22 protein-coding genes and 3 pseudogenes are annotated in these 24,718 nt (G+C 57.2%); 15 read left to right on the forward strand and 10 right to left on the reverse strand.

The features are described 5' to 3' along the window. Both F8N21_RS26420 and F8N21_RS26425 read left to right on the forward strand, forming a co-directional pair. Positions 1–261: pseudogene (locus F8N21_RS26420) on the forward strand (heme utilization protein); the annotation flags it as partial. Positions 262–1,036: 775 nt separating this feature from the next. Then, entirely contained in the window at positions 1,037–2,284 is a 1,248-nt protein-coding gene (locus F8N21_RS26425; RefSeq protein ID WP_150644931.1) for a ribonucleotide-diphosphate reductase subunit beta, read from the forward strand. Positions 2,285–2,463: 179 nt separating this feature from the next. Here the strand turns inward: F8N21_RS26425 and F8N21_RS26430 are convergent, their stop codons facing one another. Then, positions 2,464–2,691: a type II toxin-antitoxin system Phd/YefM family antitoxin gene (locus F8N21_RS26430; protein ID WP_150644932.1), complete on the reverse strand. Its 228-nt coding sequence runs from the start codon at positions 2,689–2,691 to the stop codon at positions 2,464–2,466. A gap of 422 nt (positions 2,692–3,113) precedes the next feature. On the opposite strand from F8N21_RS26430, the gene F8N21_RS26435 reads away from it, so the two are divergent. The 5 genes from F8N21_RS26435 (at position 3,114) to F8N21_RS26455 (ending at position 7,808) form a co-directional block, all read left to right on the forward strand. Next, entirely contained in the window at positions 3,114–3,647 is a 534-nt protein-coding gene (locus F8N21_RS26435) for a Bro-N domain-containing protein (RefSeq protein ID WP_150644933.1), read from the forward strand. A gap of 106 nt (positions 3,648–3,753) precedes the next feature. Then, positions 3,754–4,473 (forward strand): HNH endonuclease signature motif containing protein, encoded by a 720-nt coding sequence (locus tag F8N21_RS26440; protein WP_150644934.1) that lies wholly within the window; start codon positions 3,754–3,756, stop codon positions 4,471–4,473. A 303-nt stretch (positions 4,474–4,776) separates the two neighbouring features. Then, positions 4,777–5,733 (forward strand): hypothetical protein, encoded by a 957-nt coding sequence (locus tag F8N21_RS26445; protein ID WP_150644935.1) that lies wholly within the window; start codon positions 4,777–4,779, stop codon positions 5,731–5,733. 119 nt (positions 5,734–5,852) lie between these two features. Continuing rightward, complete coding sequence (locus tag F8N21_RS26450) at positions 5,853–6,851, forward strand: response regulator (RefSeq protein WP_150644936.1); 999 nt, start codon at positions 5,853–5,855, stop codon at positions 6,849–6,851. 3 nt (positions 6,852–6,854) lie between these two features. Next, on the forward strand, positions 6,855–7,808 hold the full coding sequence (locus F8N21_RS26455) for a diguanylate cyclase (RefSeq protein WP_150644937.1): 954 nt from the start codon (positions 6,855–6,857) through the stop codon (positions 7,806–7,808). A 102-nt stretch (positions 7,809–7,910) separates the two neighbouring features. On the opposite strand, the gene F8N21_RS26460 is transcribed toward F8N21_RS26455, so the two are convergent. The 3 genes from F8N21_RS26460 to bglX (F8N21_RS26470) all read right to left on the reverse strand — a co-directional run bounded on the left by F8N21_RS26460 (position 7,911) and on the right by bglX (F8N21_RS26470) (position 13,711). Then, positions 7,911–8,603: a DUF6933 domain-containing protein gene (locus F8N21_RS26460; RefSeq protein ID WP_150644938.1), complete on the reverse strand. Its 693-nt coding sequence runs from the start codon at positions 8,601–8,603 to the stop codon at positions 7,911–7,913. 278 nt (positions 8,604–8,881) lie between these two features. Beyond that, on the reverse strand, positions 8,882–11,149 hold the full coding sequence (bglX, locus tag F8N21_RS26465) for a beta-glucosidase BglX (RefSeq protein ID WP_150644939.1): 2,268 nt from the start codon (positions 11,147–11,149) through the stop codon (positions 8,882–8,884). A gap of 270 nt (positions 11,150–11,419) precedes the next feature. Then, positions 11,420–13,711 (reverse strand): beta-glucosidase BglX, encoded by a 2,292-nt coding sequence (gene bglX, locus F8N21_RS26470; protein WP_150644940.1) that lies wholly within the window; start codon positions 13,709–13,711, stop codon positions 11,420–11,422. Between the two features lie 401 nt (positions 13,712–14,112). On the opposite strand from bglX (F8N21_RS26470), the gene F8N21_RS26475 reads away from it, so the two are divergent. The 3 genes and pseudogenes from F8N21_RS26475 to F8N21_RS26485 all read left to right on the forward strand — a co-directional run bounded on the left by F8N21_RS26475 (position 14,113) and on the right by F8N21_RS26485 (position 15,153). Then, on the forward strand, positions 14,113–14,430 hold the full coding sequence (locus F8N21_RS26475) for an XRE family transcriptional regulator (RefSeq protein WP_150644941.1): 318 nt from the start codon (positions 14,113–14,115) through the stop codon (positions 14,428–14,430). Between the two features lie 47 nt (positions 14,431–14,477). Next, a pseudogene (locus F8N21_RS26480) lies at positions 14,478–14,840 on the forward strand (type II toxin-antitoxin system RelE/ParE family toxin). Beyond that, the gene (locus tag F8N21_RS26485; protein WP_150644942.1) at positions 14,833–15,153 is read left to right on the forward strand and encodes a helix-turn-helix domain-containing protein; all 321 of its coding nucleotides are present in this window, start codon (positions 14,833–14,835) and stop codon (positions 15,151–15,153) included. The pseudogene F8N21_RS26480 and the gene F8N21_RS26485 overlap by 8 nt, the downstream one beginning before the upstream one ends. A 13-nt stretch (positions 15,154–15,166) precedes the next feature. Here the strand turns inward: F8N21_RS26485 and F8N21_RS26490 are convergent, their stop codons facing one another. Together F8N21_RS26490 and F8N21_RS26495 are read right to left on the reverse strand one after the other, a co-directional pair. Beyond that, positions 15,167–15,757 carry an AAA family ATPase gene (locus F8N21_RS26490; protein WP_150644943.1) on the reverse strand — a complete coding sequence of 197 codons (591 nt, stop codon included), beginning with the start codon at positions 15,755–15,757 and terminating at the stop codon, positions 15,167–15,169. A 99-nt stretch (positions 15,758–15,856) separates the two neighbouring features. Further along, positions 15,857–16,915, reverse strand: a complete 1,059-nt coding sequence (locus F8N21_RS26495) for an MBL fold metallo-hydrolase (protein ID WP_150644944.1) — start codon at positions 16,913–16,915, stop codon at positions 15,857–15,859. Positions 16,916–17,119: 204 nt separating this feature from the next. Here F8N21_RS26495 and F8N21_RS26500 point away from each other — a divergent pair, with 204 nt between their 5' ends. Both F8N21_RS26500 and F8N21_RS26505 read left to right on the forward strand, forming a co-directional pair. Then, positions 17,120–17,728, forward strand: coding sequence for a TetR/AcrR family transcriptional regulator (locus tag F8N21_RS26500; RefSeq protein ID WP_150644945.1), 609 nt, complete (start codon positions 17,120–17,122; stop codon positions 17,726–17,728). A 272-nt stretch (positions 17,729–18,000) separates the two neighbouring features. After that, complete coding sequence (locus F8N21_RS26505) at positions 18,001–18,540, forward strand: DUF1003 domain-containing protein (RefSeq protein WP_150644946.1); 540 nt, start codon at positions 18,001–18,003, stop codon at positions 18,538–18,540. A 267-nt stretch (positions 18,541–18,807) separates the two neighbouring features. On the opposite strand, the gene F8N21_RS26510 is transcribed toward F8N21_RS26505, so the two are convergent. Then, positions 18,808–19,143, reverse strand: coding sequence for a DUF2025 family protein (locus F8N21_RS26510; RefSeq protein WP_150644947.1), 336 nt, complete (start codon positions 19,141–19,143; stop codon positions 18,808–18,810). Between the two features lie 240 nt (positions 19,144–19,383). On the opposite strand from F8N21_RS26510, the gene F8N21_RS26515 reads away from it, so the two are divergent. Further along, the gene (locus tag F8N21_RS26515; RefSeq protein ID WP_150644948.1) at positions 19,384–20,511 is read left to right on the forward strand and encodes a glycerophosphodiester phosphodiesterase; all 1,128 of its coding nucleotides are present in this window, start codon (positions 19,384–19,386) and stop codon (positions 20,509–20,511) included. A gap of 87 nt (positions 20,512–20,598) precedes the next feature. After that, on the forward strand, positions 20,599–20,913 hold the full coding sequence (locus tag F8N21_RS26520; protein ID WP_150644949.1) for a PepSY domain-containing protein: 315 nt from the start codon (positions 20,599–20,601) through the stop codon (positions 20,911–20,913). Between the two features lie 47 nt (positions 20,914–20,960). On the opposite strand, the gene F8N21_RS31545 is transcribed toward F8N21_RS26520, so the two are convergent. The 3 genes and pseudogenes from F8N21_RS31545 to F8N21_RS26535 all read right to left on the reverse strand — a co-directional run bounded on the left by F8N21_RS31545 (position 20,961) and on the right by F8N21_RS26535 (position 23,419). Next, the gene (locus F8N21_RS31545; RefSeq protein ID WP_412071677.1) at positions 20,961–21,728 is read right to left on the reverse strand and encodes a methyl-accepting chemotaxis protein; all 768 of its coding nucleotides are present in this window, start codon (positions 21,726–21,728) and stop codon (positions 20,961–20,963) included. A gap of 165 nt (positions 21,729–21,893) precedes the next feature. After that, positions 21,894–22,649, reverse strand: a pseudogene (locus F8N21_RS31550) (methyl-accepting chemotaxis protein); the annotation flags it as partial. A gap of 338 nt (positions 22,650–22,987) precedes the next feature. Then, complete coding sequence (locus F8N21_RS26535) at positions 22,988–23,419, reverse strand: multidrug/biocide efflux PACE transporter (protein ID WP_150644952.1); 432 nt, start codon at positions 23,417–23,419, stop codon at positions 22,988–22,990. Between the two features lie 88 nt (positions 23,420–23,507). Between F8N21_RS26535 and F8N21_RS26540 the strand changes: the two genes are divergently transcribed. Continuing rightward, on the forward strand, positions 23,508–24,362 hold the full coding sequence (locus F8N21_RS26540) for a LysR family transcriptional regulator (protein ID WP_150644953.1): 855 nt from the start codon (positions 23,508–23,510) through the stop codon (positions 24,360–24,362). Positions 24,363–24,718 lie beyond the last annotated feature (356 nt).

Genomic DNA, 24,718 nt, shown 5'->3' on the forward strand with positions numbered 1-24,718 from the left:
CGCACCGGTTCCGCTACCCTCGCTGCTGATGGCTTCGACCGCACTGGCTCCGCCACCCTGGCTGCTGATGGCTTCGACCGCACTGGCTCCGCCACCCTGGCTGCTGATGGCTTCGACCGCACTGGCTCCGCCACCCTGGCTGCTGATGGCTTCGACCGCACTGGCTCCGCCACCCTGGCTGCTGATGGCTTCGACCGCACCGGTTCCGCTACCTTCGCTGCTGATGGCTTCAACCGCACTGGCACCAACCGCCTCAGCTAATAGCTGACCGCGACGTCACAGCCCGGCCTCGGCCGGGCTTAGTTGTTTCTGGAGGACCAAAAATTCCTGCAACTCCCACATAACTTGTGAGCGGGCTTGCCCTGATGCAGCCAGTCAAGGCTACGACGCGGTCCGTAGCAGCTGCCGAAGGCTGCGTTCGGCTGCGCAGCAGTCGTAAAGTCAGGCACTGTGGTGTTACAGGTGAACCGTGATTGCATAATTTGCGACTGCTACGCAGCCGAACGCAGGCTTCGCCAGCTGCTACGAGGAATGCGCTAAGCCAGGAATTCCTTAACTGGCCAGCATTGGCGCGTTCCTGCGCAGCGGTCCCCCTAAAAGCCACCCAAATCTCCCGCCCTTTCGCAACACCCAAGCCAACAAAAATTTCTCTCCAACCCCAATCCCCCGCAAACCCTTGCCCCGCCTCAACAAAGCCCCCGTGAGGCAATTGACCACCCCTGCGCAATAAAAAAGCGGCTGAAATACCCTGATGAAAAGCTTTATACTGCCCGCGTCAAAAGGGCTTGAAATATCCCCTAGTCGGGCTATAAACCCACGCTGATTCAGCCTCCAAAGGCCATAGGGAAAGGCCCAGCGCCCGCCTCCCATCAGCGACTCCGGGGTCAACCCCAACCAAATTTATGTTTTTTGCGTGCGTTCATCGCCACTGCACTCAACAATCCTTTAGATCCAAAGCGGCCACTAGCCGTGTGAAAAACCCACCATAAGTGTTAATCACACGGGCTTCTGGCCCTCACGCAGGAGACGACACGTCATGCTGAGCTGGGACGAATTCGACAAAGAGGACGGCGAAGTTGCCGCCAAAGGCGCCAACGCCGGCCACGCTTCTGAAGCCAACATGGACCGCCTCGACAGCGCCGGCGGTGCCGCCGCGCTCGAAGCCCGCGCCGTGACCGCCAATGACTCCGCCGCGATCATCCGCGCCAAGGCAGCTCTGGATAACCTCGACATCGCCGAAGGCCTGGCCGAACTCGAGGGCGCTTCCGCCCGTGTTGCCGTCGACGAAAAGCGCATGATCAACTGCCGCGCCGACCTCAACCAACTCGTCCCGTTCAAATACGACTGGGCCTGGCAGAAGTACCTGGACGGCTGCGCAAACCACTGGATGCCGCAAGAAGTCAACATGACCGCCGACATCGCCCTCTGGAAAGACCCGGAAGGCCTGACCGACGACGAACGCCGCATCGTCATGCGCAACCTCGGCTTTTTCTCCACCGCCGACTCCCTGGTTGCCAACAACCTGGTCCTGGCCGTGTACCGCCTGATCACCAACCCGGAATGCCGCCAGTACATCCTGCGCCAGGCGTTCGAAGAGGCGATCCACACCCACGCCTACCAGTACTGCATCGAATCGCTGGCCATGGATGAAGGCGAAATCTTCAACATGTACCACGAGATCCCATCGGTCGCGAAAAAAGCCACCTGGGGCCTGAAATACACCCGTTCGATCTCCGATCCGAAGTTCGAAACCGGCACCGTCGACACCGACAAAGAACTGCTGCGCAACCTGATCGCTTACTACTGCGTTCTGGAAGGCATCTTCTTCTACTGCGGCTTCACCCAGATCCTCTCCATGGGCCGGCGCAACAAAATGACCGGCGTCGCCGAGCAGTTCCAATACATCCTGCGCGACGAATCCATGCACCTTAACTTCGGCATCGACGTGATCAACCAGATCAAAATCGAAAACCCACATTTGTGGGATGCTGAAATGAAGGAAGAGGCTTCGCAGATGATCCTGCAAGGCACTCAACTCGAAATCGAATACGCACGTGACACCATGCCACGCGGCGTACTGGGCATGAACGCCGCGATGATGGAGGACTACCTCAAATTCATCGCTAACCGTCGTTTGAGCCAGATCGGTTTGAAAGAAGAGTACCCAGGGACGACTAACCCGTTCCCATGGATGAGCGAGATCATGGACTTGAAGAAAGAGAAGAACTTCTTTGAGACTCGGGTTATTGAATACCAAACCGGCGGCGCGCTTAGCTGGGATTGATTCCTTGCGCTGACCACGATCTGCTGGTCATGTATTGATTCGGCAAATCGCAAAAACCAAAAAGCCCTGACTTGCTCAGGGCTTTTTATGGAAGGAAAAAATATCCCCCCGCGTAGGAGCTGCCGCAGGCTGCGATCTTTTGATCTTGCTCCTCCGCAATCTCCAGTATCGCTAAAAAGCTACTCGATGAAATCCCGAAGAGCCCGATCAAAATCCGCAGACATACGAATCTGCCCTTTAAGCCGCCCAGGCTTGCGCTCACGCACAACATCAACATGCGGCAGCAAATCCAGATAAGGCTTACCGTCCTTCGTAATCACAACCCTATCACCGGCCCAAGCGCGTTTGGCAAGCAGTGAAAGTTGGGATCTTGCTTCATTCATTGTGAACTGTACCCGTTCGCTCATCGCGCGCTTCTCCCATGGCTGGCCAAACCAACCTAGTCCGTAAGCTCACGCTAGGCAAGATGTTGAAGTTATCCAAGCAAAGATGGACCCAACTGGAACTCAAGGATAAAAAACAACGAATATTCCTACGCATTTAAAAGAGCAAGGTCGGATTGACCAAGCTTTATCAACTGCCTACCTTAACTGTAGGTGCCTAAGAAACGCCCAACGTAGGAAGCATGAGCCTCAATACACAGATACGAATGTGATAACCGCTACGCGGCTGAACATAATTCATATCTGTCGGGTGTTTTTGCCAGTTGGGTTTTCTTAAGATCCTCTCTCTACGTCTGGGCCTGGCTCTTTCCACACGCATACGTAGAGGTCACGGGATATGTATACCCAACGCTTGTTTAATGTTCCTCCTTACCAGGAGGCCCACCATGTCTGAGCCCTTCACCCCCACTGTCTTCACCCGCCACAACCTCCACCTTCACGCCCTCCTCCTGGAAAACCAGCCATGGTTCTGTGCCCGCAATCTGGGACGGCTGATGGGTGTGTATCTAAACGAACGAATGGTCAGCAAGCTCGACGAGGATCAGCGGCAAACGCTGACGATTTGTTACCACGGTCAGCTGGTAAGCATGCTGATGCTCAGCGAGTCCGGAGTGTACGCGTTGCTGGTGTATCACTACGCGCCGGGGCATCGGTTGTTGCGGGAGTGGTTGACTCATCAGGTGGTGCCGACATTGCGTGATGCGCGGCAATCGCGAACAGCAGATCGACCGATGTTGAGTTTGTTGGACTGGCCGGAGATGTCGTTGAGTCTGCTGCATTGGCAGGACGAAGGCTGGATTCGGCTTCGGGGTATGCCTTATTTGCTGCTCAATCGCACACGGCGACGGGTGCCAGAGGTTAAGCCTTGGTGGCGGAAATTGGTGGAGTTGTTTCAGTCGTCTAAGCAGTCTGTGGGTTAGGGCTGGATCGACCGAGCGATAAATCCGTTTTTATTGTAGGAATATTCGTAGACAGTCGTAATGGCCACTCAGTATCGTCCGAGGGTTTTCAACCCTCGGCGATAGTATGGACACTGAAAAGAGCAACAGCGATTGGAGCGACTCGGAGATTCAGGCCGCAGTCGATGCCTATTTGAAGATGCTCGCGCTCGAGCAGACCGGTCAGAAGGTCAATAAGGCCCATGAGAATCGCGTCTTACGTGAGGATGCCTTAGCGGGCCGCACCAAAGGTTCGGTTGAGTTCCGGATGCAGAACATATCCACCGTGTTGGAACAACTGGGGCGAGATCGCATCGAGGGGTACAAGCCAGCCAAAAACGTTGGCGCGAATGTTGAGCGCAGTATTCGTGAGGCACTTGGCGCTAACAGCACTTTGGCTCCTGAGGACTTTGCCCCCACCGCCGATGAGAGAACGCTAGAGCGGCGCGCTATCAAACTTGAGAAGCAGATGCTCATCAAGGGTGAACCGAAGGGGATTATGAATCCACAGCAAGCCTCTACCACCAGCAATTCTTATGTCCGTGATCCTGAGGTGAGAGCCTGGGTGCGCAAAGAAGCCAATGGTATATGTGAGGGCTGCAATCAGCCTGCTCCGTTTGAGAAGGACGGTTTGCCGTTTCTTGAGGTGCATCACGTTAAGCATCTGGCACAGAAGGGTTCGGACCGTACGAGCAATGCTGTTGCGCTGTGCCCTAATTGTCATCGACGTTGTCATCACTCCAGTGAGCGGGACGAATTCACGTTATCGCTTTATAAGAAGGTGACGAGGTTGGTTGCCGAGGATTAACGGCCTAGCGCAAAACCTCTGGGAGCGACTTGCTCGCGATGCAGACGGCGCGGTTTATCAGGAAAACCGCGTTATCGTTCATCGCGAGCAAGCTCGCTCCCACATTAGATTTGTGTTGGTTTGTAGATTGTGTTCGTTCAGCTCCCTCGCCACTGAGGCATGCCGCAATTTGCTAGGGAGGTCATTAAAAGCATCGCGAGCAAGCCCGCTCCCACAGGTTTGGCGCTGTGTTCAAAAGGTTGGTGCACTCTGAAGCTCCGCCCGCTATTAATAGGCCATCCTCTCTCAAGGACCGGAGCGCTCATGAAATTCGACAAAGCCTACTGCCTCAGCCTCGACGAAAAGCTGTCGATTTATGACGTGCGGGATTTGAATTTCGACGAGACGATGGCGTTCGATTCGGCCAAGGAAAGTTTCCTGTGCCCTAACAATGCCTGCCGGGCGGGGTTTGATGCGCTGAATGTGCTAGGTACGTTCAACGCGAAGAACGTCAACTACATCCGCACCCCGCATTTCAAGAATCTACCCAGCACCCGACACGTTGAAGGCTGCCCTTATGGCACTTCCAAAGCCTTGGCGACTGGAGAGGATGCCGAGGGCGATCGGGAGGAGCATTTCCCCTCAGAGTTGCTGCTGACTCGTCGCCAGTATGTGCGAAAGCCGCCCAGCACGGTGGCAGACAGCGAATCCCCGCGGGATGAGTGGAAGACTCCATCTGCGAACACTGCCTCGGCGCACGCACCCCGTGAAGCGGCACCGGACAAGACCAGCGTCTTCGCCCATCCGGTTGAGTGCTTTGTGTCGAACTTCGAGGACAAGAATCTGCTCAAGCGCATGCCACTGAAGATTGGCGAGCACACCGCGCCTTATGCTTCGTTCTTCAAGAAAATCGAGTACCTGCAGGACAACAAGGGGCTGATTTACTGGGGCAAGATCAAGGAGATCAAGGACTACACCCAGAGCTTTCGCATCGACTTCGAGAAGAAGGTCTGGTTTGAGAAGAAGCCCTACTCGGTCAACGTTTACCTGAGCAAGAAGCTGATCGACACCTACCGCAAGCGCAAAGCGTTTCTGGAGGAGATCAAGCATGCCATCGACAGTGAGGCGCAGTTGTATTGCTTCTTTTACGGCGTGACGCCGGAGTTGAAGCAGGTGCCGAGCAAGAAAAACCCCGAGCAGACGTTCGGGGTGTTCAGTGCCGATATTGAGAACCTGGACCACTTCATCATTCGTGAGGCGCCGGGGTTGGCGAGTAAATAGTCATTGGCTCACCCTGCTGGACATCGTTCTCAATAAAACCCTGTTTATAAGCTGGTCTTTGCAAGCTTATGGGGCATGATGCTTACCCTGATGTCCTACGCCTATGAGTGCCCTATCTTGTGTCAGTGATTCCCCTACTGGTCTGTGACGACTCCAACATGGCCCGTAAGCAGGTGTTACGGGCGCTGCCGGCGGACTGGCCGGTTTCGGTGACCGAGGCCGGTAATGGTCGCGAGGCAATGGATGCCATACGCCGGGGTTTGGGCCAGGTGGTGCTGCTCGACCTGACCATGCCGGAGATGGATGGTTATCAGGTATTGAGCGCCTTGCGCTCCGAAGGATTGCAGGCGCAAGTCATCGTGATCTCCGGTGACATTCAGGAAGAAGCGGTGCGCCGCGTGCGTGAGCTGGGCGCGCTGGCGTTCCTGAAAAAGCCTTTTGACGAATACGAGCTGCGCCAGACACTCAGTCAGCTGGGGCTCCTGACGGAACCCGGCCAGGCGTCGCCGGGGAGTCGTCCGGCAGCGAACACGGTTATCAGTTTTCACGATGCGTTCCGCGAAACGGTCAACGTTGCCATCGGCCGGGCGGCTGCCCTGATCGCCCAGGTGTTGGGCGTCTTTGTGCAGTTGCCGGTACCGAACGTGAACATCCTCGAAGTCGGCGAGTTGCACATGGCGCTGACCGATGCCAGCAACAGCAAGCAACTCACGGCCATCTGCCAGGGTTTTATCGGCAGTGGCATCGCCGGCGAAGCCCTGCTGATGTTTCACGACTCGGAAATCGCCGACATAGCGCAATTGATGCAGCGTCAGAGCACCGATTATTCGGACCTGGAAATGCTGCTGGACCTCTCCAGCGTGCTGATCGGTGCATGCCTGTGCAGCATTGCCGAACAGATCGATGTGGTGTTTTCTCAAGGCCACCCGCAGATCCTCGGCCAGCACGCGGCCATCGATGAGCTGATCCGGGCCAACCACAAGCGCTGGAAAAAGACCCTGGCGGTGGAAATCAGCTGCAGCCTGGAAGGGCATGATATTCGTTTCGACCTATTGTTGCTGTTCACGGAAGACTCCATCGAGCGGTTGACCCACAAACTCGCCTACTTAATGAACTGAGCCATGAACGATCCTATCGATCTGAACGAGTTTCACTGGTTGCTGGCGATCGTCCAGAGCATCGACGTCGGTGTGGTGGTGCTCGACCGCGACTATTGCGTGCAAGTCTGGAACACCTTCATGGAGAACCGCTCCGGGGTGCAGCCCAGGGACGCCCACAATCAGAATTTCTTCAGTCTGTTTCCCGAAATCGACCGCCAATGGTTCAGCCGCAAGGTGGAAAGCGTCGCGACCCTGGCCACGCCAGCGTTCACTGTCTGGGAGCAGCGCCCGTATCTGGTCCGGTTCAAGAACTACCAGCCGATCACCGGCCAGGAAGAGTTCATGTACCAGAACACCACGCTGTTACCGCTGCGCTCCACCGACGGCAAGATTAACCATATCTGCCTGGTGATCTATGACGTCACCGATGTCGCTACCAACCGGCATCAGCTCCAGGCCGCCAATGCGCAATTGCAGCAACTCTCCAGAACCGATCGGCTGACGGGCCTGTACAACCGCGGTCATTGGGAAGAAAGCCTGAAAGTCGCCTATGCCCGGCACCAGCGTTATGGCAATGCCACCAGCCTGGTGATGCTGGATATCGACCACTTCAAGCGAGTCAACGACACCTATGGTCACCAGGCGGGCGACAAGGTCATCGAGCAAGTTTCCCGGCTGATCCGCGAGCATGTGCGCGAAACCGATATGGCTGGGCGTTATGGCGGTGAAGAGTTCGGCGTGGTGCTTTCGGACACCGACAAGACCGGTGCACGGGTTTTCGCCGAGCGTCTGCGTGAGGCAGTCGAAGGGCTGGAAGTGCTGCACAACGGCCAGAGCATTCGTTTCACCATCAGCCTGGGGGTGGCCGACCTGAGCCAGCCCTCGATCAACTACGCCGACCTGATCGCCTGGGCGGACCACGCGCTGTTTGCGTCGAAGAACGCCGGGCGCAATCGGGTGACGGTGTATGAGTAAGCCATCAGCAAGAACCTTATCTGACCCACAGACCAAGCATCACCGAAACCAGCAAACCGATATACACGCGCGCTCCTCTGCACGGGCTTTTCAATGTGCATCTCAGCTCTGCGAAAGCGCCCATTCCTGATCAGAACGTTCTCTGTTCAACTGTCTGCTAAGCTCTCCGGCCTCATGGGCTCTGACCTCGCTTACGCCGCAGAACTTCTGTAGCCAGTGGATGAGCATTTCCTCGTTAGGGTAGAAATAGTCTTTAAGCCTTCTGCTGCGAAGAAAGTGGTTGGTTCTGGTGTCGTAACGAGACGCGGCCGCTTCATCCGGTGGCAGGCACCCCGCATCGGCGACATCCTCTTTGAACATCCAGACTATTTCATTGAGGTGCCCCTGGGCACTTCGGTCGCTGCGCCGGTAAAAACTGAACTCACGATTCAGTTCCGTGAAACGCTCAAGCATGGAGGGGTACTCGACCCACTCCAGCACGCCACTGCGCATCGCGTGATTCAGTATGTTGTTCATCCAGCGCTGGGTGAAGGCCTGAACAAAGCCGTCCACATCGGCTTTTTTCATGTCGGCGAAGATCATGCAGTAGCGCGTTTGCAGGTGAATCGCCAGCAGTACGTGCTTACGCTGGACGGTAATGGCATGTACCAGCCATTGCGAAAGCTCTGACGAGTCGCCCGCCTGATCGTCGTCGATGGTGGTCGAAGGCGGACGTTGGACGGGCGTGATTTTTTTACCCTTGTGAACACGACTGAAAAAATCGCTGGCTGCCTCGGTGCAGTTGAAGACCAACATCCCCTTTCCTCTTTGATAAACGGCCGTACTCTAAACGACTCCCGTCACTCCTGGCGCACATTTTCTTCAACCCACTTCAGCTTGTAGGGCCGCCTGACGACGTCCTCCACGCAGCGGGTTACGCGGTCCGTAGCAGCTGCCGAGCCTGCGAGGCTGCGTCCGGCTGCGGAGCAGTCGTAAAACCAGGTGCAGCGATCTGTCAGGCAAACCGCGTACGCAAGATTTACGGCTGCTGCGCAGCCGAACGCAGCCTCGCAGGCTCGGCAGCTGCTACGTCGTTACAGCAGCTCAAAACTCTGCTCTTTCACATTCTGAGAATCCAGCCCGATTTGCACCTGAAACTCGCCCGGCTCGGCGGCGTATTCCAGCTGAGCGTTGAAGAACTTCAAGTCGCGCTCATCAATACTGAAGTGGACCGCTTTCTCCTCCCCTGCCTTGAGCATGATTTTTTGAAAGTTCTTCAGTTCTTTGACCGGACGGCTGACCGATGCAACGACGTCGCGGATATACAGCTGAACCACCGTTTCGCCGTCGCGCTGGCCGATGTTTCGCACGATGACGCTGGCATTGACATTGCCGTCGCTCTGGAGTGTTTGAGACGACAGGGTGACTTCAGACAGGCTGAAATCGGTATAACTCAGACCATAGCCGAAGGGATAAAGCGGTCCATGGGATTGATCGAAATATTGAGACGTGTAGTTGCGAGGCCCACCGGGCAGGTAGGGGCGACCGGTGTTCAAGTGGCTGTAGTAATTCGGGATCTGCCCCACGGAGCGTGGAAAGGTGATGGGTAACTTGCCGGACGGGTTGTAGTCACCGAACAATACATCGGCAACGGCGTTGCCTCCCTCAGAGCCGCTGTACCAGGTTTCCAGAATCGCATCGGCCTGTTGCTGTTCCTTGCCAATGGAAAGTGGCCGGCCGTTCATCAATACCAGTACCAGCGGCTTGCCGGTGGCTTTCAGGGCGGTGATCAATTCACTCTGGCGCCCAGGCAGATCGAGGCTTGTTCGACTGGCCGCTTCATGGGACATACTGCGGGGCTCGCCCACCACTGCAATCACAACATCGGCTTGCTGTGCAGCCTTGACCGCTTCTTCAATCATTTCTGCTGCCGGACGAGCGTCGTTCTCGATTTCGGACACTCCCAGGTATTTAACAACCTCCAGATCCTCCGTGAGATTGGCGCCTCGGGCATAGATCAGCGAGCCGTTGTTCATCGCGCTTTTCAGCCCGTCGTAGATCGTCACCGATTGCGAGGCCACACCGCTTGCAGACCAACTGCCCAGGATGTCGACGGTACTTTTTGCCAACGGGCCTATGAGCGCGATCACACCCTCTTTTTTTAGCGGCAAGAGCCCATTTTCATTCTTCAGCAGCACCAGTGTCTTGCGCGCCACCTCACGGGCCTGCGCTCTGTGCAGACGGTTTTCGGCGCCGCTATCAGCGGGGTCTTCACTGGCAATGCCGATGCGTCGGTAAGGGTCTTCGAACAGCCCCATGTCGTACTTGGCACCCAGGACTTCCCGCACCGCGTTATCAATATTGCTCTGGGAAATAGCGCCGGACTCAAGCAGCCCGGGTAGCTCCGGACCGTAGGAGGAGTCGTTCATGCTCATATCAATGCCAGCCCTGATTGCGAGCCTGGCAGCTTCACGATCATTCTTCGCAACACCATGCCGAACCAGATCAGTTACCCCATTATGGTCACTGATGACCAGCCCCTTGAAGCCCCACGCTTTGCGCAGCAGGTCTTGCATCAACCATGTATTGGAAGCTGCTGGCACACCATTTATCGAGTTAAGCGCTACCATCACCGCTCCCGCACCACCATCAATCGCCGAACGATAAGGTGGCAGGTAGTCCTGGTACATCCTGGCCAGGCCCATGTCGACGCTGTTGTAGTCGCGTCCACCCTCGACAGCACCATACATCGCAAAATGTTTAGCACTGGCCATGATGCTGTCCGGTGCACTCGGGCTTTTGCCCTGGAAGGCCTGAACCATCACTTTGGCAATGCGGGAAACCAGATAAGTGTCTTCACCGAATCCTTCGGATGTGCGCCCCCAACGAGGATCACGGGCGATATCTATCGTTGGTGCAAAGGTCAAATCTATACCGTCCGCACTGGCTTCTTTCGCCGCCGTTCGACCGCTCAACTCGATAGCGTCCATATCCCAGCTGGAGGCCAATGCCAGACCAATAGGAAAAATGGTTCGATGACCGTGAATCACGTCAAAGCCGAAAAACATCGGTATTTTCAGTCGGCTACGTTGAGCTGCGTCCTGCATGGGGCGGTTTTGGTAACGGTTCACAGAACCGAACGTACCACCGACTTGTCCAGCCGCGATCTCTTGGCGGATCCTTTCGGGAGTCATGTTGTCACCAATAGAGATCAGCCGCAGTTGACCGATCTTTTCTTCCAAGGTCATCTGTTTAATCAGGTTAGTAACGAAGGCATCTTTGTTTAAAGATGCCGTATCGGAGGCCTGGACCGGCAGGCTTATAAAACCGACCAAGATACACAGCAGACGTAATCTTTTCATCATGTCCTCCCTGGAAAAAAAACTGTTATGGCACACCCCAACTACTTGCCTTTAAAAACGCGACCATTCCTTGTATTTAAATCAGGAGGGGTGACAGTCAATCGCTACTATTGATTTATTGTTAATAAGTCAATTGAGCTTTTAGGATCCTGCATAAAAACATCGTAGTCTACTGTCAGCCCTTACAGCTAGACAGTGCTAAAAAATTGGTGTGATCGACTGGATTCACACACCGCGCCCTGTGGTTCGCCCCAATGAAATATCAACTTTTCAAAGCAGCTCAAAACTCCGCTCCTTCACATTTTGCGAATCCAGCCCGATCAGCACTCTGAACTCACCGGATTCCGCCGCGTGCTTCAACTGCGCGTCGTAAAACTTCAGGTCATTCTCGTTGAGGCTGAATTGGATGACTTTCTCTTCCCCGGGCTTGAGCATGACCTTTTGAAAACCCTTCAACTCCTTGATCGGGCGACTGATGGAGGCGCTCACGTCCCGCACATATAGCTGCACCACCGTCTCGCCTTCCCGCTGCCCGGTATTTTTCACGACCACGCTGGCACCCAGCGTTTCGCTGCGCTCCAGTTGTTTGCTGGTCAAGGTCACGTCGGACAGACTGAATTGGGTGTAGCTCAGACCGAAGCCAAAGGGGTAAAGCGGGCCGTACGCTTCGTCGAAATAGCGCGAAGTCACTGCGCGAGGATTCTCCAGCAGGTGTGGTCGGCTGGTGTTCAAGTGGTTGTAGTACATCGGAATCTGGCCCACGGAGCGTGGGAATGAAACCGGCAGTTTGCCGGAGGGGTTGTAGTCGCCGAACAGCACATCGGCGATTGCGTTGCCGCCTTCGGTGCCGCTGTACCAGGTTTCCAGCACCGCATCGGCGGCGTCCTGCTCCTTGCCAACGGACAGTGGACGGCCGTTCATCAGCACCAGCACCAGGGGTTTGCCGGTGGCCTTCAGGGCTTTGATCAGCTCGGACTGATAGCCTGGCAACCCCAGGCTGGCCCGGCTCGCCCCTTCATAGGACATGCCGCGGGACTCTCCGACCACCGCGACGACGATCTCGGCCTGCTCGGCAACCTTGACCGCCTCTTCGATCATTTGGTGTGCCGGGCGTGGATCGACCTCGACATCGGACGGGTTGGCGCCGGGCTGGTTCAGGTAGGTGAGGACCGATTGATCATCCGTGATATCGGCGCCCCGGGCGTACAGCAGTCGGCTGGGGTCGCCCAGTGCATTGGCGATACCGTCATAGACCGATACCGCCTGCACCGGTGAGCCGATGGAGCTCCAGGTCCCGAGTATATCGAGACGGCTTTTCGCCAGGGCCCCGACGACGGCCACCACGCCGTCCTTCTTGAGCGGCAGGACATTGGCCCGGTTCTTCAACAATACCAGGCTCTTGCGCGCGACTTCACGGGCTTGTGCGCGGTGCAGGCGGTCCTCGGCATTGTTGTCTGGCGGATCATCATGGGCGGCGCCGATTCGCAGGTAGGGATCGGCGAACAGCCCAAGATCGTACTTGGCGCCCAACACGGCTCGCACAGCGTCGTCGATTTCTTCCTGCGAGACATCGCCTGATTTCAACAGTCCCGGCAGCTCCTTGCGATAAAGCGTGTCGGTCATGCTCATATTGACCCCGGCCTTGATCGCCCGCAGGGCGGCCTCACGGCCATCGCGCGCGACGCCATGGGTCACCAATTCGTTGACCGCATCGAAATCGCTGATGGTCAGGCCTTTGAAGTCCCACTGTTTGCGCAACAGATCATGGATCAACCAGGTATTGGAGGTGGCGGGCGTGCCGTTGATGGCGACGTAGGTCAGCATCATGGCGCCCACGCCAGCGTTTACGGCGGAACGGTAAGGTGGCAGATAGTCCTGATACATCTTCGGCAGGCTCATATCGACCGAGTTGTAGTCGCGGCCGCCCTCCGCCGCACCGTACAAGGCGAAATGCTTGGCGCTGGCCATGACGCTGTCCACCGCACCCAGTTTCGTCCCTTGCAGCGCGTTGACCATCACCTGGGCATAACGCGAGGCCATATAGGTATCTTCGCCCAGACCTTCGGACATCCGCCCCCAGCGCGGGTCTCGGGTGATATCGACCATGGGTGAGAACACCATGTCCAGGCCATCGGCACTCGCCTCCTTGGCCGCAATGCGCGCGCTCAAGGCGACGGCGTCCACGTCCCAGGTGGAAGCCAGACCGAGGCCGATCGGAAACAGCGTGCGATGCCCGTGAATGACGTCGTAGGCAAAGAACAAAGGGATTTTCAAACGACTGCGCAAGGCGGCGTCCTGAAACGCTCGCAGATCCGAACGGCCAGTCACATAAAACAGGCCACCGACCTGGCCAAGGGCAGCCTCTTCAAGAAATGTCTCTTGAGGCATTTGCTGGCCGATGCAGTTGAGTCTGAGCTGACCGATCTTTTCTTCAATGGTCATGCGCTGCAGGAGATCGGCGATGAACAAGGCTTTGTCATCCCCGGGAACGGAACCCGCCTGAGCCCACCCCGGCTGACTAAGCAGCAGAGTGATCAAGCCGATCACCGTTAGCATTTTCATTTTTGTCCATCCTCGGACCAGCAATGAGGTGCTGAACCCTAGACTCGGCCAATGGGGGGGCGATGTCTACCGGTAGTTCCTGTAGGAGCTGCCGAGCCTGCGAGGCTGCGTTCGGCTCATGTAGGAGCTGCCGAGCCTGCGAGGCTGCGATCGGCTGCGCAGCAGTCGTAAAACCAGGCACTGCGTTTTTACAGGTTAACCGTGGTGGCCTGATTGCGACTGCTGCGCAGCCGATCGCAGCCTCGCAGGCTCGGCAGCTCCTACAGGGGAGAACGACAACGGTTTATCCGTGCGAGAAAAAACTGAATCGATCAAAAAATTGAGTTTGATCCAGGCACAAAACAACTGTACAAAAACACAGTATTTTATTGAATCGCCGCTCTCGTGCCCCGGAGAAAACCATGGACTCTCTAGCGATGAAAGTCACCCTCGAACGTATCGCCCTGTTTCAATTCACCCCCGAACACTGTGCCCAGGCCCGCGATTTACTGGGCTGGAGCCTGGAGCGTCTGTCTCGGGAGTCTGGGGTTTCAGTAGAAGCCATCAAGCTGTTTGAAGCCCATGGGGATTTGCTGGACGTCACCCGTTTGGCCCTGTCGTTTCGGCTTGAAGCTGAAGGTTTGGTGTTTTTCCGGGGTTTTGCGCCAGGCAGAGGGATGAACGTCAAAGGTGCAACGCCGAATCCGGTCGGGCGGGCTGATTACGCGATGATTGAGTGAGCAACGTCCCTTTGTTGACGATTATCCCCATTTAGGTATATTTTCGCATGAGTACATGGAAGCCACTCCTGTGGGTCAGTAGCAGCAAAAAAGACCTCAAGCAAATGCCCGCAGACGTCCAGGACGTTTTTGGATTTGCCCTTCACTTGGCACAAGACGGCGCAAAGCATCCGCAAGCCAAACCATTGAAGGGCTTTGGCGGCGCAGGATTGCTTGAGGTAGTTGAAAACTTCGACACAAATACTTATCGAGCGGTTTATACCGTTCGATTTGGTAAGGCCATTTATGTACTTCATTGCTTCCAGTAGAAGTCGACCAAGGGCATCGAAACCGCACACTGCGATATAGACCTGATCAAGAAGAGACTTCGGGCGGCCCAAGATCATGCAACAGGATCAGCACATGATTGAAATCGAAGAAAGCACCGGTAATGTCTACGAAGACCTTGGGTATGCCGACGCCAATGAGATGCGGGTCAAGGCCCAACTTGCCGCGAAGATCGGTGAAATCATCAAGGCACGACATCTGACTCAGGTTCAAGCTTCGGAGATTCTCGGGCTGTCGCAACCGAAACTCTCCGAAATGCTTCGAGGAAAGTTTCGCGGCATCAGCGAAGCGAAGATGATGGAATGCCTTTCCCGGCTTGGACATGATGTGCAGATCATCGTCAAATCGGCCCCAAGATCAAGGCGTGAAGGGCGGATTGAAGTCGTTTTCACTTAAGCCCCCAGTTATCTCAGACCGAGTGGATATGACCCTCCTTTCCAGCGTTCTGGCGACCATACTTATCCAATCTCTCCAACACCTGCTCCACCAGCTCCTCAACCGAACAACCCGTTGAATCCAGCTGTATCACCGGGCAGCTCAGGGTTTTGATCCAGCTTTCATGTCGGCGCAGGCTGCGGGTGCCGTGGCCGCCCTCGTCGTAGCCGGCGGCCCAGGCGAGGAAGGTTTGGGTTTCGTCGTAACGTGCTCCGCCTTCGAAGATCTGTTCGCCGTAGCGCTGGAATTCCCGAGCGAGCAGACGTTGCAAGCGGATCTGTGGATCGAGGCGGACGAAGATGGCGTGGGTGAACTCGCAGGTTATCGGATCGCCCCAACCGCAGAGGGAACCGGAAAGCACCCAGTTCTCCAGGCCTGCGACCTGTTCTTGCAGCAGCTGAATGCGTTCGTCGCGAGTGCGTCGACTGCTGAAGGGCTTCTCGGTGGAGTGCCAGTAGAAGTTGTCCGAGTCGAAATGGGCAATAGCCAATCGCTCGGCCAATGCCTGGCCCAGGGTGGTGGTGCCCGAGCCGGAAGCTCCGAAGAGGTGGATTCTGTAGGTCATGGCAGGGTCCGTTGCTGACTGTCTCATTCACGGCCTTTACATAACCCGTAGCCGCCGTTATGGCAATATTTCGGCGCATAAAGGCGGCTGGGCAACTGATTACAGGTTGTTGACGACGACTTGCTCCGTCGCGCTTTCGAGCTCCAGCCACCAGGCCCGTCCACGCAGGGGCTGTTTCAGGTTGAACGCTTCGCCCATCTGCGGCGTGGTGATGGACACATTGCGCTCCCAGGCCAGGGCCAGGATGCGATCGAAGGGTTCGTGCCAGGCGTGCATCGACAGGTCGAAGGTGCCGTTGTGGATCGGCAGCAGCCAGCGGCCCTTGAGGTCGATATGGGCCTGCAGGGTTTGCTCGGGTTGCATATGGATGTGTGGCCAGTCGACGTTGTAGGCACCGGTTTCCATCAGACTCAGGTCAAAGGGTCCGTACTCTTCGCCGATGCGCTTGAAGCCATCGAAATAACCGGTGTCGCCGCTGAAGTAGATCCGGGTGTCGCCATCGATCATGACCCAGGACGCCCATAACGTGCGGTTGCCATCGAACAGGCCGCGTCCGGAAAAGTGTTGCGAAGGCGTGGCGATGAAGCGAATGCCGTCCACCTCGGTGCCCTGCCACCAATCCAGTTGGCGCACTTTGCCGGGCTTGATCCCCCACTTGATCAAGGTATCGCCCACGCCCAGCGGCGTGAGGAAGTACCGGGTATTGTCGGCCAGTTTGAGGATGGATTGATGGTCGAGATGGTCGTAGTGATCGTGGGACAGGATCACCGCCTCGATCGGCGGCAATTGTTCGAGGCTGATGGGTGGCTGATGGAAACGCCGGGGACCGGCCCATTGCACCGGAGATGCACGCTCGGCGAATACCGGATCGGTCAGCCAGAATTTGTCGTGCAATTTGAGCAGCATGGTGGAATGGCCGAGACGAAACACGCTGTGATTCGGCGCGGCGAAAAGCGCTTCGCGGGTCAGGGTTTGAACCGGGATATCCCCTGCCGGGCGGGTGTTACGCGGTTTATGAAACAGCATGTTCCAGAATATCCGCAAGGTTTTGCGCAAGCCTTCGCGCTCCACCGGCGCGTGGTTGCGGTAGTGACCTTGATCCTGCAGAGACGCTTCAAGGCCGACAGCGCGGTCGGCGCGGGATGAGGGAGTGGCCATGATTGATGTGGCTCCAAGGAGTACGATGAGTTTGTCGCGTTCCGTTGCTGGACGATAATTGGCCAATGCGCATGCACGCTTGGGCCGAGGATTCTATTCTTACCGAGTAACTACACTGCACGGTGTAGTTTCTAGATTGCAACAAACCCGAGAATAAGTAAACTTCAGAGTGTAAGTTTCCCTTATCGCCGCCGAAGCCTATTTATGACAGCTCCACTGCGTCTCACCGACCGTAAACGCGACGCCATCATTCAGGCGGCCATTGTCGAATTCCGTGCCAATGGTTTCGATATCACCAGCATGGACAAGATTGCTGCGACGGCCGGGGTGTCGAAGCGCACGGTGTACAACCACTTCCCCAGCAAGGAAGAGCTGTTCGCCGAGATCCTGAACAAATTGTGGAACAGCATCTGCGCGGAACCGGAAACACCGTACCGCAATGACCAGCCGCTACGCCCGCAACTCGAAGCAGTGCTGCGGGCCAAACTGCAAACGCTCTCGGACAATAATTTTCTCGACCTGGCTCGAGTGGCGATCGCCGCCACCATTCACTCTCCCGAGCGCGGCCAAGACATGGTCGCGCGGCTGGGCGAACGGGAAGAAGGTCTTACAGTGTGGATTCGTGCAGCCCAGGCAGATGGCCGGTTGAAAGCTGTTGACCCGGTTTTTGCCGCACACCAGGTGCAAGGGCTGATCAAGGCTTTCGCCTTCTGGCCGCAGATTTCCATGGGCCAGCCCGGATTGTCGGCAGAGATGCAGACCTCCGTCGTCGAGTCGACCCTGGACATGTTCCTGACCTGCTATCAGCTGTAGGTCGAGGCCATCGTCAGACCAGTTATTTCTTTCTGCAGGGCTTCTGCACAGCTCTAGAGTGTCTGGAATAAATGACACTATTACTGGCATTTCCCGGTAAAAGTTCGCGCCCACTAAAACACAACAATATATTTCTGAATAAATTGGATAATGGATAACCAGCGCGCGGGCTCTTTCAGCCTCAGCCGACACAACCCCCTGACGGCTTGCCTCGGTCTAGAGGTCGCGGGAACTATAGTAGGCCCCAGTCCCACCGCATTGCAGAGAGCACCATGAATTCGAGAAAACCCGAAGTAGCGTCTACGGAATCAGTTGACCACCTGCGTTTTCACCGCCCCCATGCTCATTTGGCGCCGACCTTCGGTACTGACCGTTTTGCCTTGAGGGCTGAAGCCTTTGCGCGCTTCTTCGGCACGCCGACCTTTCTCGGCGCACAAACCCTGATCGTGGTGATCTGGGTCTGCCTCAATCTGTTTGGCGTCGCTCATTTCGATCTTTATCCCTTCATCCTGCTCAACCTGGCGTTCAGCCTGCAGTCGGCCTACGCCGCACCGTTGATTCTGCTGGCCCAGACCCGCCAGGCCGCTCGCGACAAAGCCAAGTCCGACGCCGATGCCCGCCACCGGGAAGCCCTGGCCAGCGCCAATACCAGGCGCCAGGAAGAAGCGGCACACAACACCGCGCAGTTAATGGAATTGCTTGAGCAGAACACCCGCTTGACCGAGATGACCAAGTCGCTGACCGAGCGCATCGAAAGCCTGACCTCTGAAATGCATCAGCACTTTGTGCGCAAGGATGAGCCCAAGGTTTAAACCCATCGCGTCGAACCAACAGGACTAAGGCAATCGCACGCTGCGCGCCAGCTCATCGAACCTCGTCACCACCGAGCGCAAGGCGCGCCGGCACGAAAAGCCTGCACATGAGGCGGGTCTGACAGAACCGGTTTGCAGGTTTCAGGGCCGCTGCGCGCCCCAGCGGGGGCAAGCCCCCTCGCCACAGGTTCTGTGTTTGACATATCTACTCTTATTGACTGGTATTTAGCCGGCTCCCACACTCTCTGCCTCAAAGCAAACAGCCCCTTACCCCAACACCGGCTGCACCAGACTGCGCTGCGCCGAAATCTCCGGCACGTCCTCGCGACGCATGTACACCCGCAGCGGTTCGGTGATGTTGATGCGGTCGTCGATATTCTGGTCCAGCAGCAGCTGAATCAGCTCGCGCTTGAGGGTCATGGTGTGATGGATCCCAGGCTGCCAGACGAATTCGCAGGTAGGGATGATCGCGTCATCCGCGACGTCCATGCCGAATGAGTCTTCGCTGAAACGAACGATATGCTGGCCGGTCTTGCGATTGAAACCGACGAAACCCTTGAGTTGGTCGGCGGCCTGGCAGATAAGCTCGGAAGTGATGCGCATGCTAAACCTCACGGGAGGTCCCAAAGGACAGGTGATCGATGGTTTGCACGCAGGGCAGCAGCAGCTTTTTTTTCAGGTTTCCCTCTGACGGGGAAACTGCTGGATCAAAGAGTACTGCAAAGAACCGCACAAAAGCGCTGAAAAAATGCTTCAGACACAGGTTAATGTCGGTTTGGCGATAGCACTGGCAGCGTTCAGTTGTTAAAACATAGTATCGCTCACAACGAAAGGATCTCGACTATGCCCACCACCTTGCGCAACAGCGCCCTGCTGCTGAGCCTGATGCTCGGCCTGGGCCAGGCCCAGGCCAGCAGCCAGCCAAGCCCCACCGCCCTGGCCACCGCAACGGGCATCCCGCACCCGGCGGTCATTGCCCACCGTGGCGCATCGTTCGATGCCCCGGAGTCCACCGCGCCCGCTTACAAACTGGCCCGCGACCTGGGCGCCGACTACCTGGAACTGGACCTGCAACGCAGCAAGGACGGCGTGCTGTTCGCCCTGCATGACGACAACCTGCAACGCACCACCGACGTCGCGAGCAAATTTCCCGAGCGCAAGGACAGCCCCGCCAATCAATTCACCCTGGCCGAGCTGAAAACCCTGGATGCCGGCAGTTGGTTCAACAGCGCCTACCCGGACCGCGCGCGTCCCTCCTATATCGGACTGAAGATTCTGACCCTCGACGAAATCATCGATATCGCCCGGGGCAACCCGTTGCACAAGCCCGGGCTGTATATCGAAACCAAGGAGCCGAAGCTGTTTCCGGGCCTGGAACGCGACCTCAAGGATAAATTGCAGGACCGTGGCTGGCTCAGCCCGATTGGCTCGAAACTGGCGAAAGGCGATATAGCGGTCGGCCAGGGCAAAGGCAAGGTGGTGCTGCAAACTTTCGAGAAGAGCAGCCTGGAGTTGCTGCAAAAAGAGATGCCGCAGGTACCGAAAATCCTTCTGCTGTGGGTCGGTGAAGGCGGTATCGAATCCAAATCCAACGTCACTTTCGCCGCCAGCGGGGAACAGGATAAAGCCGCCTTCTACGCCAGGCAGGAACCCAAGGACCAAGCCGAATTCGAGAAATGGGTCGACTATGCCAAGGCTCAAGGCGCCGTTGGCACCGGACCTTCGGCAGCCCTGACCGGCGGTGGCGACCAAAGCTATTCGGACCTGGTGCAGCCGTGGATGAACAGCTTCGCTCACGACAAAGGCCTGTTGGTGCATGTCTACACCATCGACGAGCCCGTGGATTACCAGAAGGCAATGGATGCCGGCGTCGATGGCATCTTCACCAACCGCAGCTCCGAACTGCTCAAGTACTTCAAGCGCCCGGCTCCGGCCACTGTCGCGCAGTTGCTTGAGGCCAACGGCTATTAACCGAGCCGAAATGGAAATTAAGGGTGAATTAAGTTCAGCGGGCTAACCTGATCCCACTTAAACAGTTCACCCCAAGGAAAGAATCCCATGAAAACGTTGACTGCCCTGTTTGCCGCTGCCGCCTTGACCCTGACCGTCGGCCTGGCCCAGGCCGACGTCCGTCCTGACCAGATTCCGGGCCTGCTCAAAGCCGGCACCATCATGGACCTGGAAAAACTCAACCAGGCCGCCCGCGCCCAGCATCCAGGCACAACGGCGGCCAGCATCACCGACACCGAGCTTGAGCTGAAAGGCGCGGACTACGTCTACCAGGTGGAAATTCGCGATGCCAAAGGTGTCGAGTGGGACGTGGACCTGAACGCCAAGACCGGTCAGGTATTGAGCAACAAACAAGACAAGTAACTGCCTCACAGTAAAAGCCGCGCGGCCTTTGGGTCGCGCGGCTTTTTTTATGCGCTCAGGCGCGCGGTCACCTCATTCAACTGCCCCGACAACCCGTGCAAATTCCGGCTCGCCGCTTCAGTGCGCTGCACGTTGTCCAGATTGGTACTGGCGATGGCGGTGATTTCGGTGAGGTTGCGCGAAATGTCTTCAGCCACCGAAGTCTGCTCTTCGGCGGCCGTAGCGATTTGCCGGTTCATGTCGCGTATCGATTCCACCGCAACGGTGATCCGCTCCAGCATCGCGCCGGCCTGAGTCACTTGTTGGACGCTTTCCTCACTGCGTGACTGGCCGCTTTCGATGGCCTGGGCCGCATCCACCGCCCCCTTCTGCACCGTTTGAATGATCTGATTGATCTCGATAATCGATGCCGCCGTGCGCTGAGCCAGGCTGCGAACCTCATCGGCGACCACGGCAAATCCGCGTCCGGCCTCGCCGGCGCGGGCCGCTTCGATGGCGGCATTGAGCGCCAGCAGGTTGGTCTGTTCGGCAATTGCGCGAATCACTTCCAGCACCTTGCCGATTCGCCCACTGTCGGTCTCCAGCTGACGGATGACGGTAGCGGTATTGGCGATTTCGCCACGCATCTGGGTGATGGTGTGAATCGTCCCCTGCATGACCTTTTCACCCTGCTGAGCAGAGTGATCGGCATTATCGGCAGCCCGTGCCGCATCCGCTGCATGTCGGGCGACTTCCTGCGCCGTGGCGGACATCTCGTTCATCGCCGTGGCCACTTGATCGGTGCGGTTGAATTGCTCGTTGGTGCCCTGAGTCATCTGGCTGGCGATCGAATTCAGCTCGCCACTGGCGCTGTCCAGATCCGTGGCGCTGCGCTGCAAGCGGCTGAAGGTTTGCGCGAGAAAATCCCGCAAGGTATTGGCGGCAACAGCCAGCTTGCCCAGTTCATCCTGACGATCGCTGGCGACACGCTCGACAAAGCGGCCCTGGCTGAGCTGAGCGACGTATTCGATCAGCTTGCGGATTGGCTCGACCAGATTGCGGTTGACCAGCCACAGGCTGAGCAGGCCGATCAACAGACCCGAAGCCAGCATCACCCCAATCCCCAGCACCACGGTGCGATCAGCATCGGCACTGATCCGGGTCGATTGCTCGGCACCCTGCTTGCGCAGTTCGTTGACCAGTTCACTCATTTGCTCGCTGACGGCGCGGTCCACGCCTTTGACTGCGCTATCGCCGGCAGCGGGGTCGGCCCCGGCGGCCAGATAGGCGTCACGGCCCTTCTGATAGGCCGTGCCCAAAACGCGGTGCTCTTCGCGCAGCCGCTCGATACGAGTCTTGAGTTGCGCATCAATTCCCGGGGCGCTGCCCAGTTGTCCGAGAATGCCTTGTACATCGCGCTGGCGATCTTCGAATTGCTTCCAGTACTTGTTCAAGTCTTCCGGCCGCTTGCCGCGCAGCAAGACATTTTTCCATTCCTGAACCTGAACCTTGAATTGCAGGTTGGCTTCATCGATCAATTGCGAAGTATGCAGCGGGCCATCCATCAGATTGCGATAATTCTGAACACCGCTGGAAAGAAAATGAAAGCACGCCAGCGCAATCAGCAGCATTGCAAACAGGCTACCGCTCAGCAGTGCGAGGATTTGAGCTCTCAGGGATTTTTGCAGAAACATCGAGTGGGATCTCATGACAGGGATAAAGCAGGCCAACCAGAGGCATGCATAACGTCCAGACATCCCTGTCAGAAACAACTAAGTCTTTGGCCAAAGCGCGAAAGACTACCTGAGCTTTATCGGCGCTCGGCTCGCGATCTTTAATGGTTCCGACCACTGGTCATGACTCACTCGCCGACGTCGCCAAGCTGTCACAAAACCGTCAAACGGCCTTGTCATGATGCGGTTCAAGCGAACCTGTGAAACCGGTGACAGACGCGTCCCGCCAGCGAGACTCCATGAACCACAGCATTGGCCAAAGCCATCGCGATACTGATCTGTTCGGTCTGCTCTATGGGTTCAGTTTTCGCCCTCGCCACAAGCCTCCCCAGCACCGTCACCCCGGCGCTGAACGCCATGAATCAGATCATCCGACTCAGCAGCAGTCGCTCGCGCAGCATGTCATACGCCCAGTGATAGACGTAGGTGTATGGCAGGAAGAACAGCAGCACGCCGAGGTCTAGAATCAATGCCTGCAACAGACTGATGTTCAACCACCAGGCTATCAGCGGCACGCTGACCGCCACCAGACCGCCCTCGAACATCAGAGCGTGCAGCACGCGGGTCCAACTGCTCTGAACCCTGCCAAGGCGTTTGAGCAAACGGTCGAACAGGCCGTTGAACAGGACGTTCCAGCCCAGGGCAATCAGGCCGATGGCGATGGTCGCGACACCCATGTCGACGACTGGTTTGTCCATCACCCAGGCGAGCAGCGGGGTACACAATAGAACAGCGAGCAGCTCGAAACCGATGGCCTGGAAAATACGTTCAGTGATGGATTTGTTGGTGCTCATGACTGGCTCCCTAAGTGACGATGGTTGCCATCATCACCTTGGAATCCGATACTTTATAACCAATAACCATCGATCAAGGCGATAGTTCATGGCCTCTCATGAAGTGCTGCTGGCCTTTGTCCAGGCCGCGACCCAAGGCTCGTTTTCCGCGGCTGCGCGCAAGCTGGGCAGGAGCCAGTCGACCATCAGCGCCGCCGTTGCCAGCCTGGAAATCGACCTGGATGTGGTGCTGTTCGATCGCAGCAGTCGCAAGCCGACGCTGACCCCGGCCGGGCACGTCATGCTGCAACGCGCCGAAGACATTCTGGCCGCCACCAGTCGCCTGGAAATGGCCGCCAGCCAGTTGTCACAAGGTTTCGAACCGAAGCTGACCGTGGCCATTTCCGACACTTATCAGTCCGACCGTTTCGAGGCAAGCTTGAGCGCCTTCGAGCAGCGATACCCAGACCTGGAACTCGAATGCCTGATTGCCGAATCCGCCGACCTGATCGCCCTGGTTCAGAGTGGCCGGGCGCAGATTGCCTTCGCCGAGATGCAACCCGATTACCCGGCCGACCTCGCCAGTTCGACGGTGGACGAACGTACGGAAATTGCCTTGTTTGTGTCTCGTGACCATCCGTTGGCGGCGCTGAGCAAGGTCGACAAGGACAACTTGCAACAACACCGAGAGTTACGCCTGGCGACCATCGTCAACCCTTATGAAACCCGCGCCCAGGGCCGGGTCTGGTCGGCGCCGAGTTACCTGATGCTGCTGGAAATGGCCCAGCGCGGGTTTGGCTGGGCACCCTTGCCGCGCTGGCTGGTGGGCCGCTTTGGCGCCGGCTCGCTGCAGGAACTCAAGGTGCGTGGCTGGCCGCGGCCGGTGGCGGTCGATGCCCTCTGGTCGCGCCTGCATCCGCCGGGGCCGGCGGGGAGCTGGTTGTTGGGGAAGATGCTGGAGTGAGAGCGCGTAGGAGCTGCCGAAGGCTGCGATCTTTTCGGCGGACAAATGCGTTGCCCGGACGGACGCCAGGATCAAAAGATCGCAGCCTGCGGCAGCTCCTACAGGGGGTCGGGGCATCGATGGATAAACGCGATCTTTCCGGCGGACAATGCGTTGGCCGGACGGACGCCAGGATCAAAAGATCGCAGCCTGCGGCAGCTCCTACAGGGGGTCGGGGCATCGATGGATAAACGCGATCTTTCCGGCGGACAATGCGTTGGCCGGACGGGCGCCAAAATCAAAAGATCGCAGCCTGCGGCAGCTCCTACAGGGGGTCGGGGCATCGATGGATAAACGCGATCTTTCCGGCGGACAAT

It is taken from the genome of Pseudomonas fluorescens (genome assembly GCF_902497895.1).
GTDB classification, from domain to species: domain Bacteria; phylum Pseudomonadota; class Gammaproteobacteria; order Pseudomonadales; family Pseudomonadaceae; genus Aquipseudomonas; species Aquipseudomonas fluorescens_BP.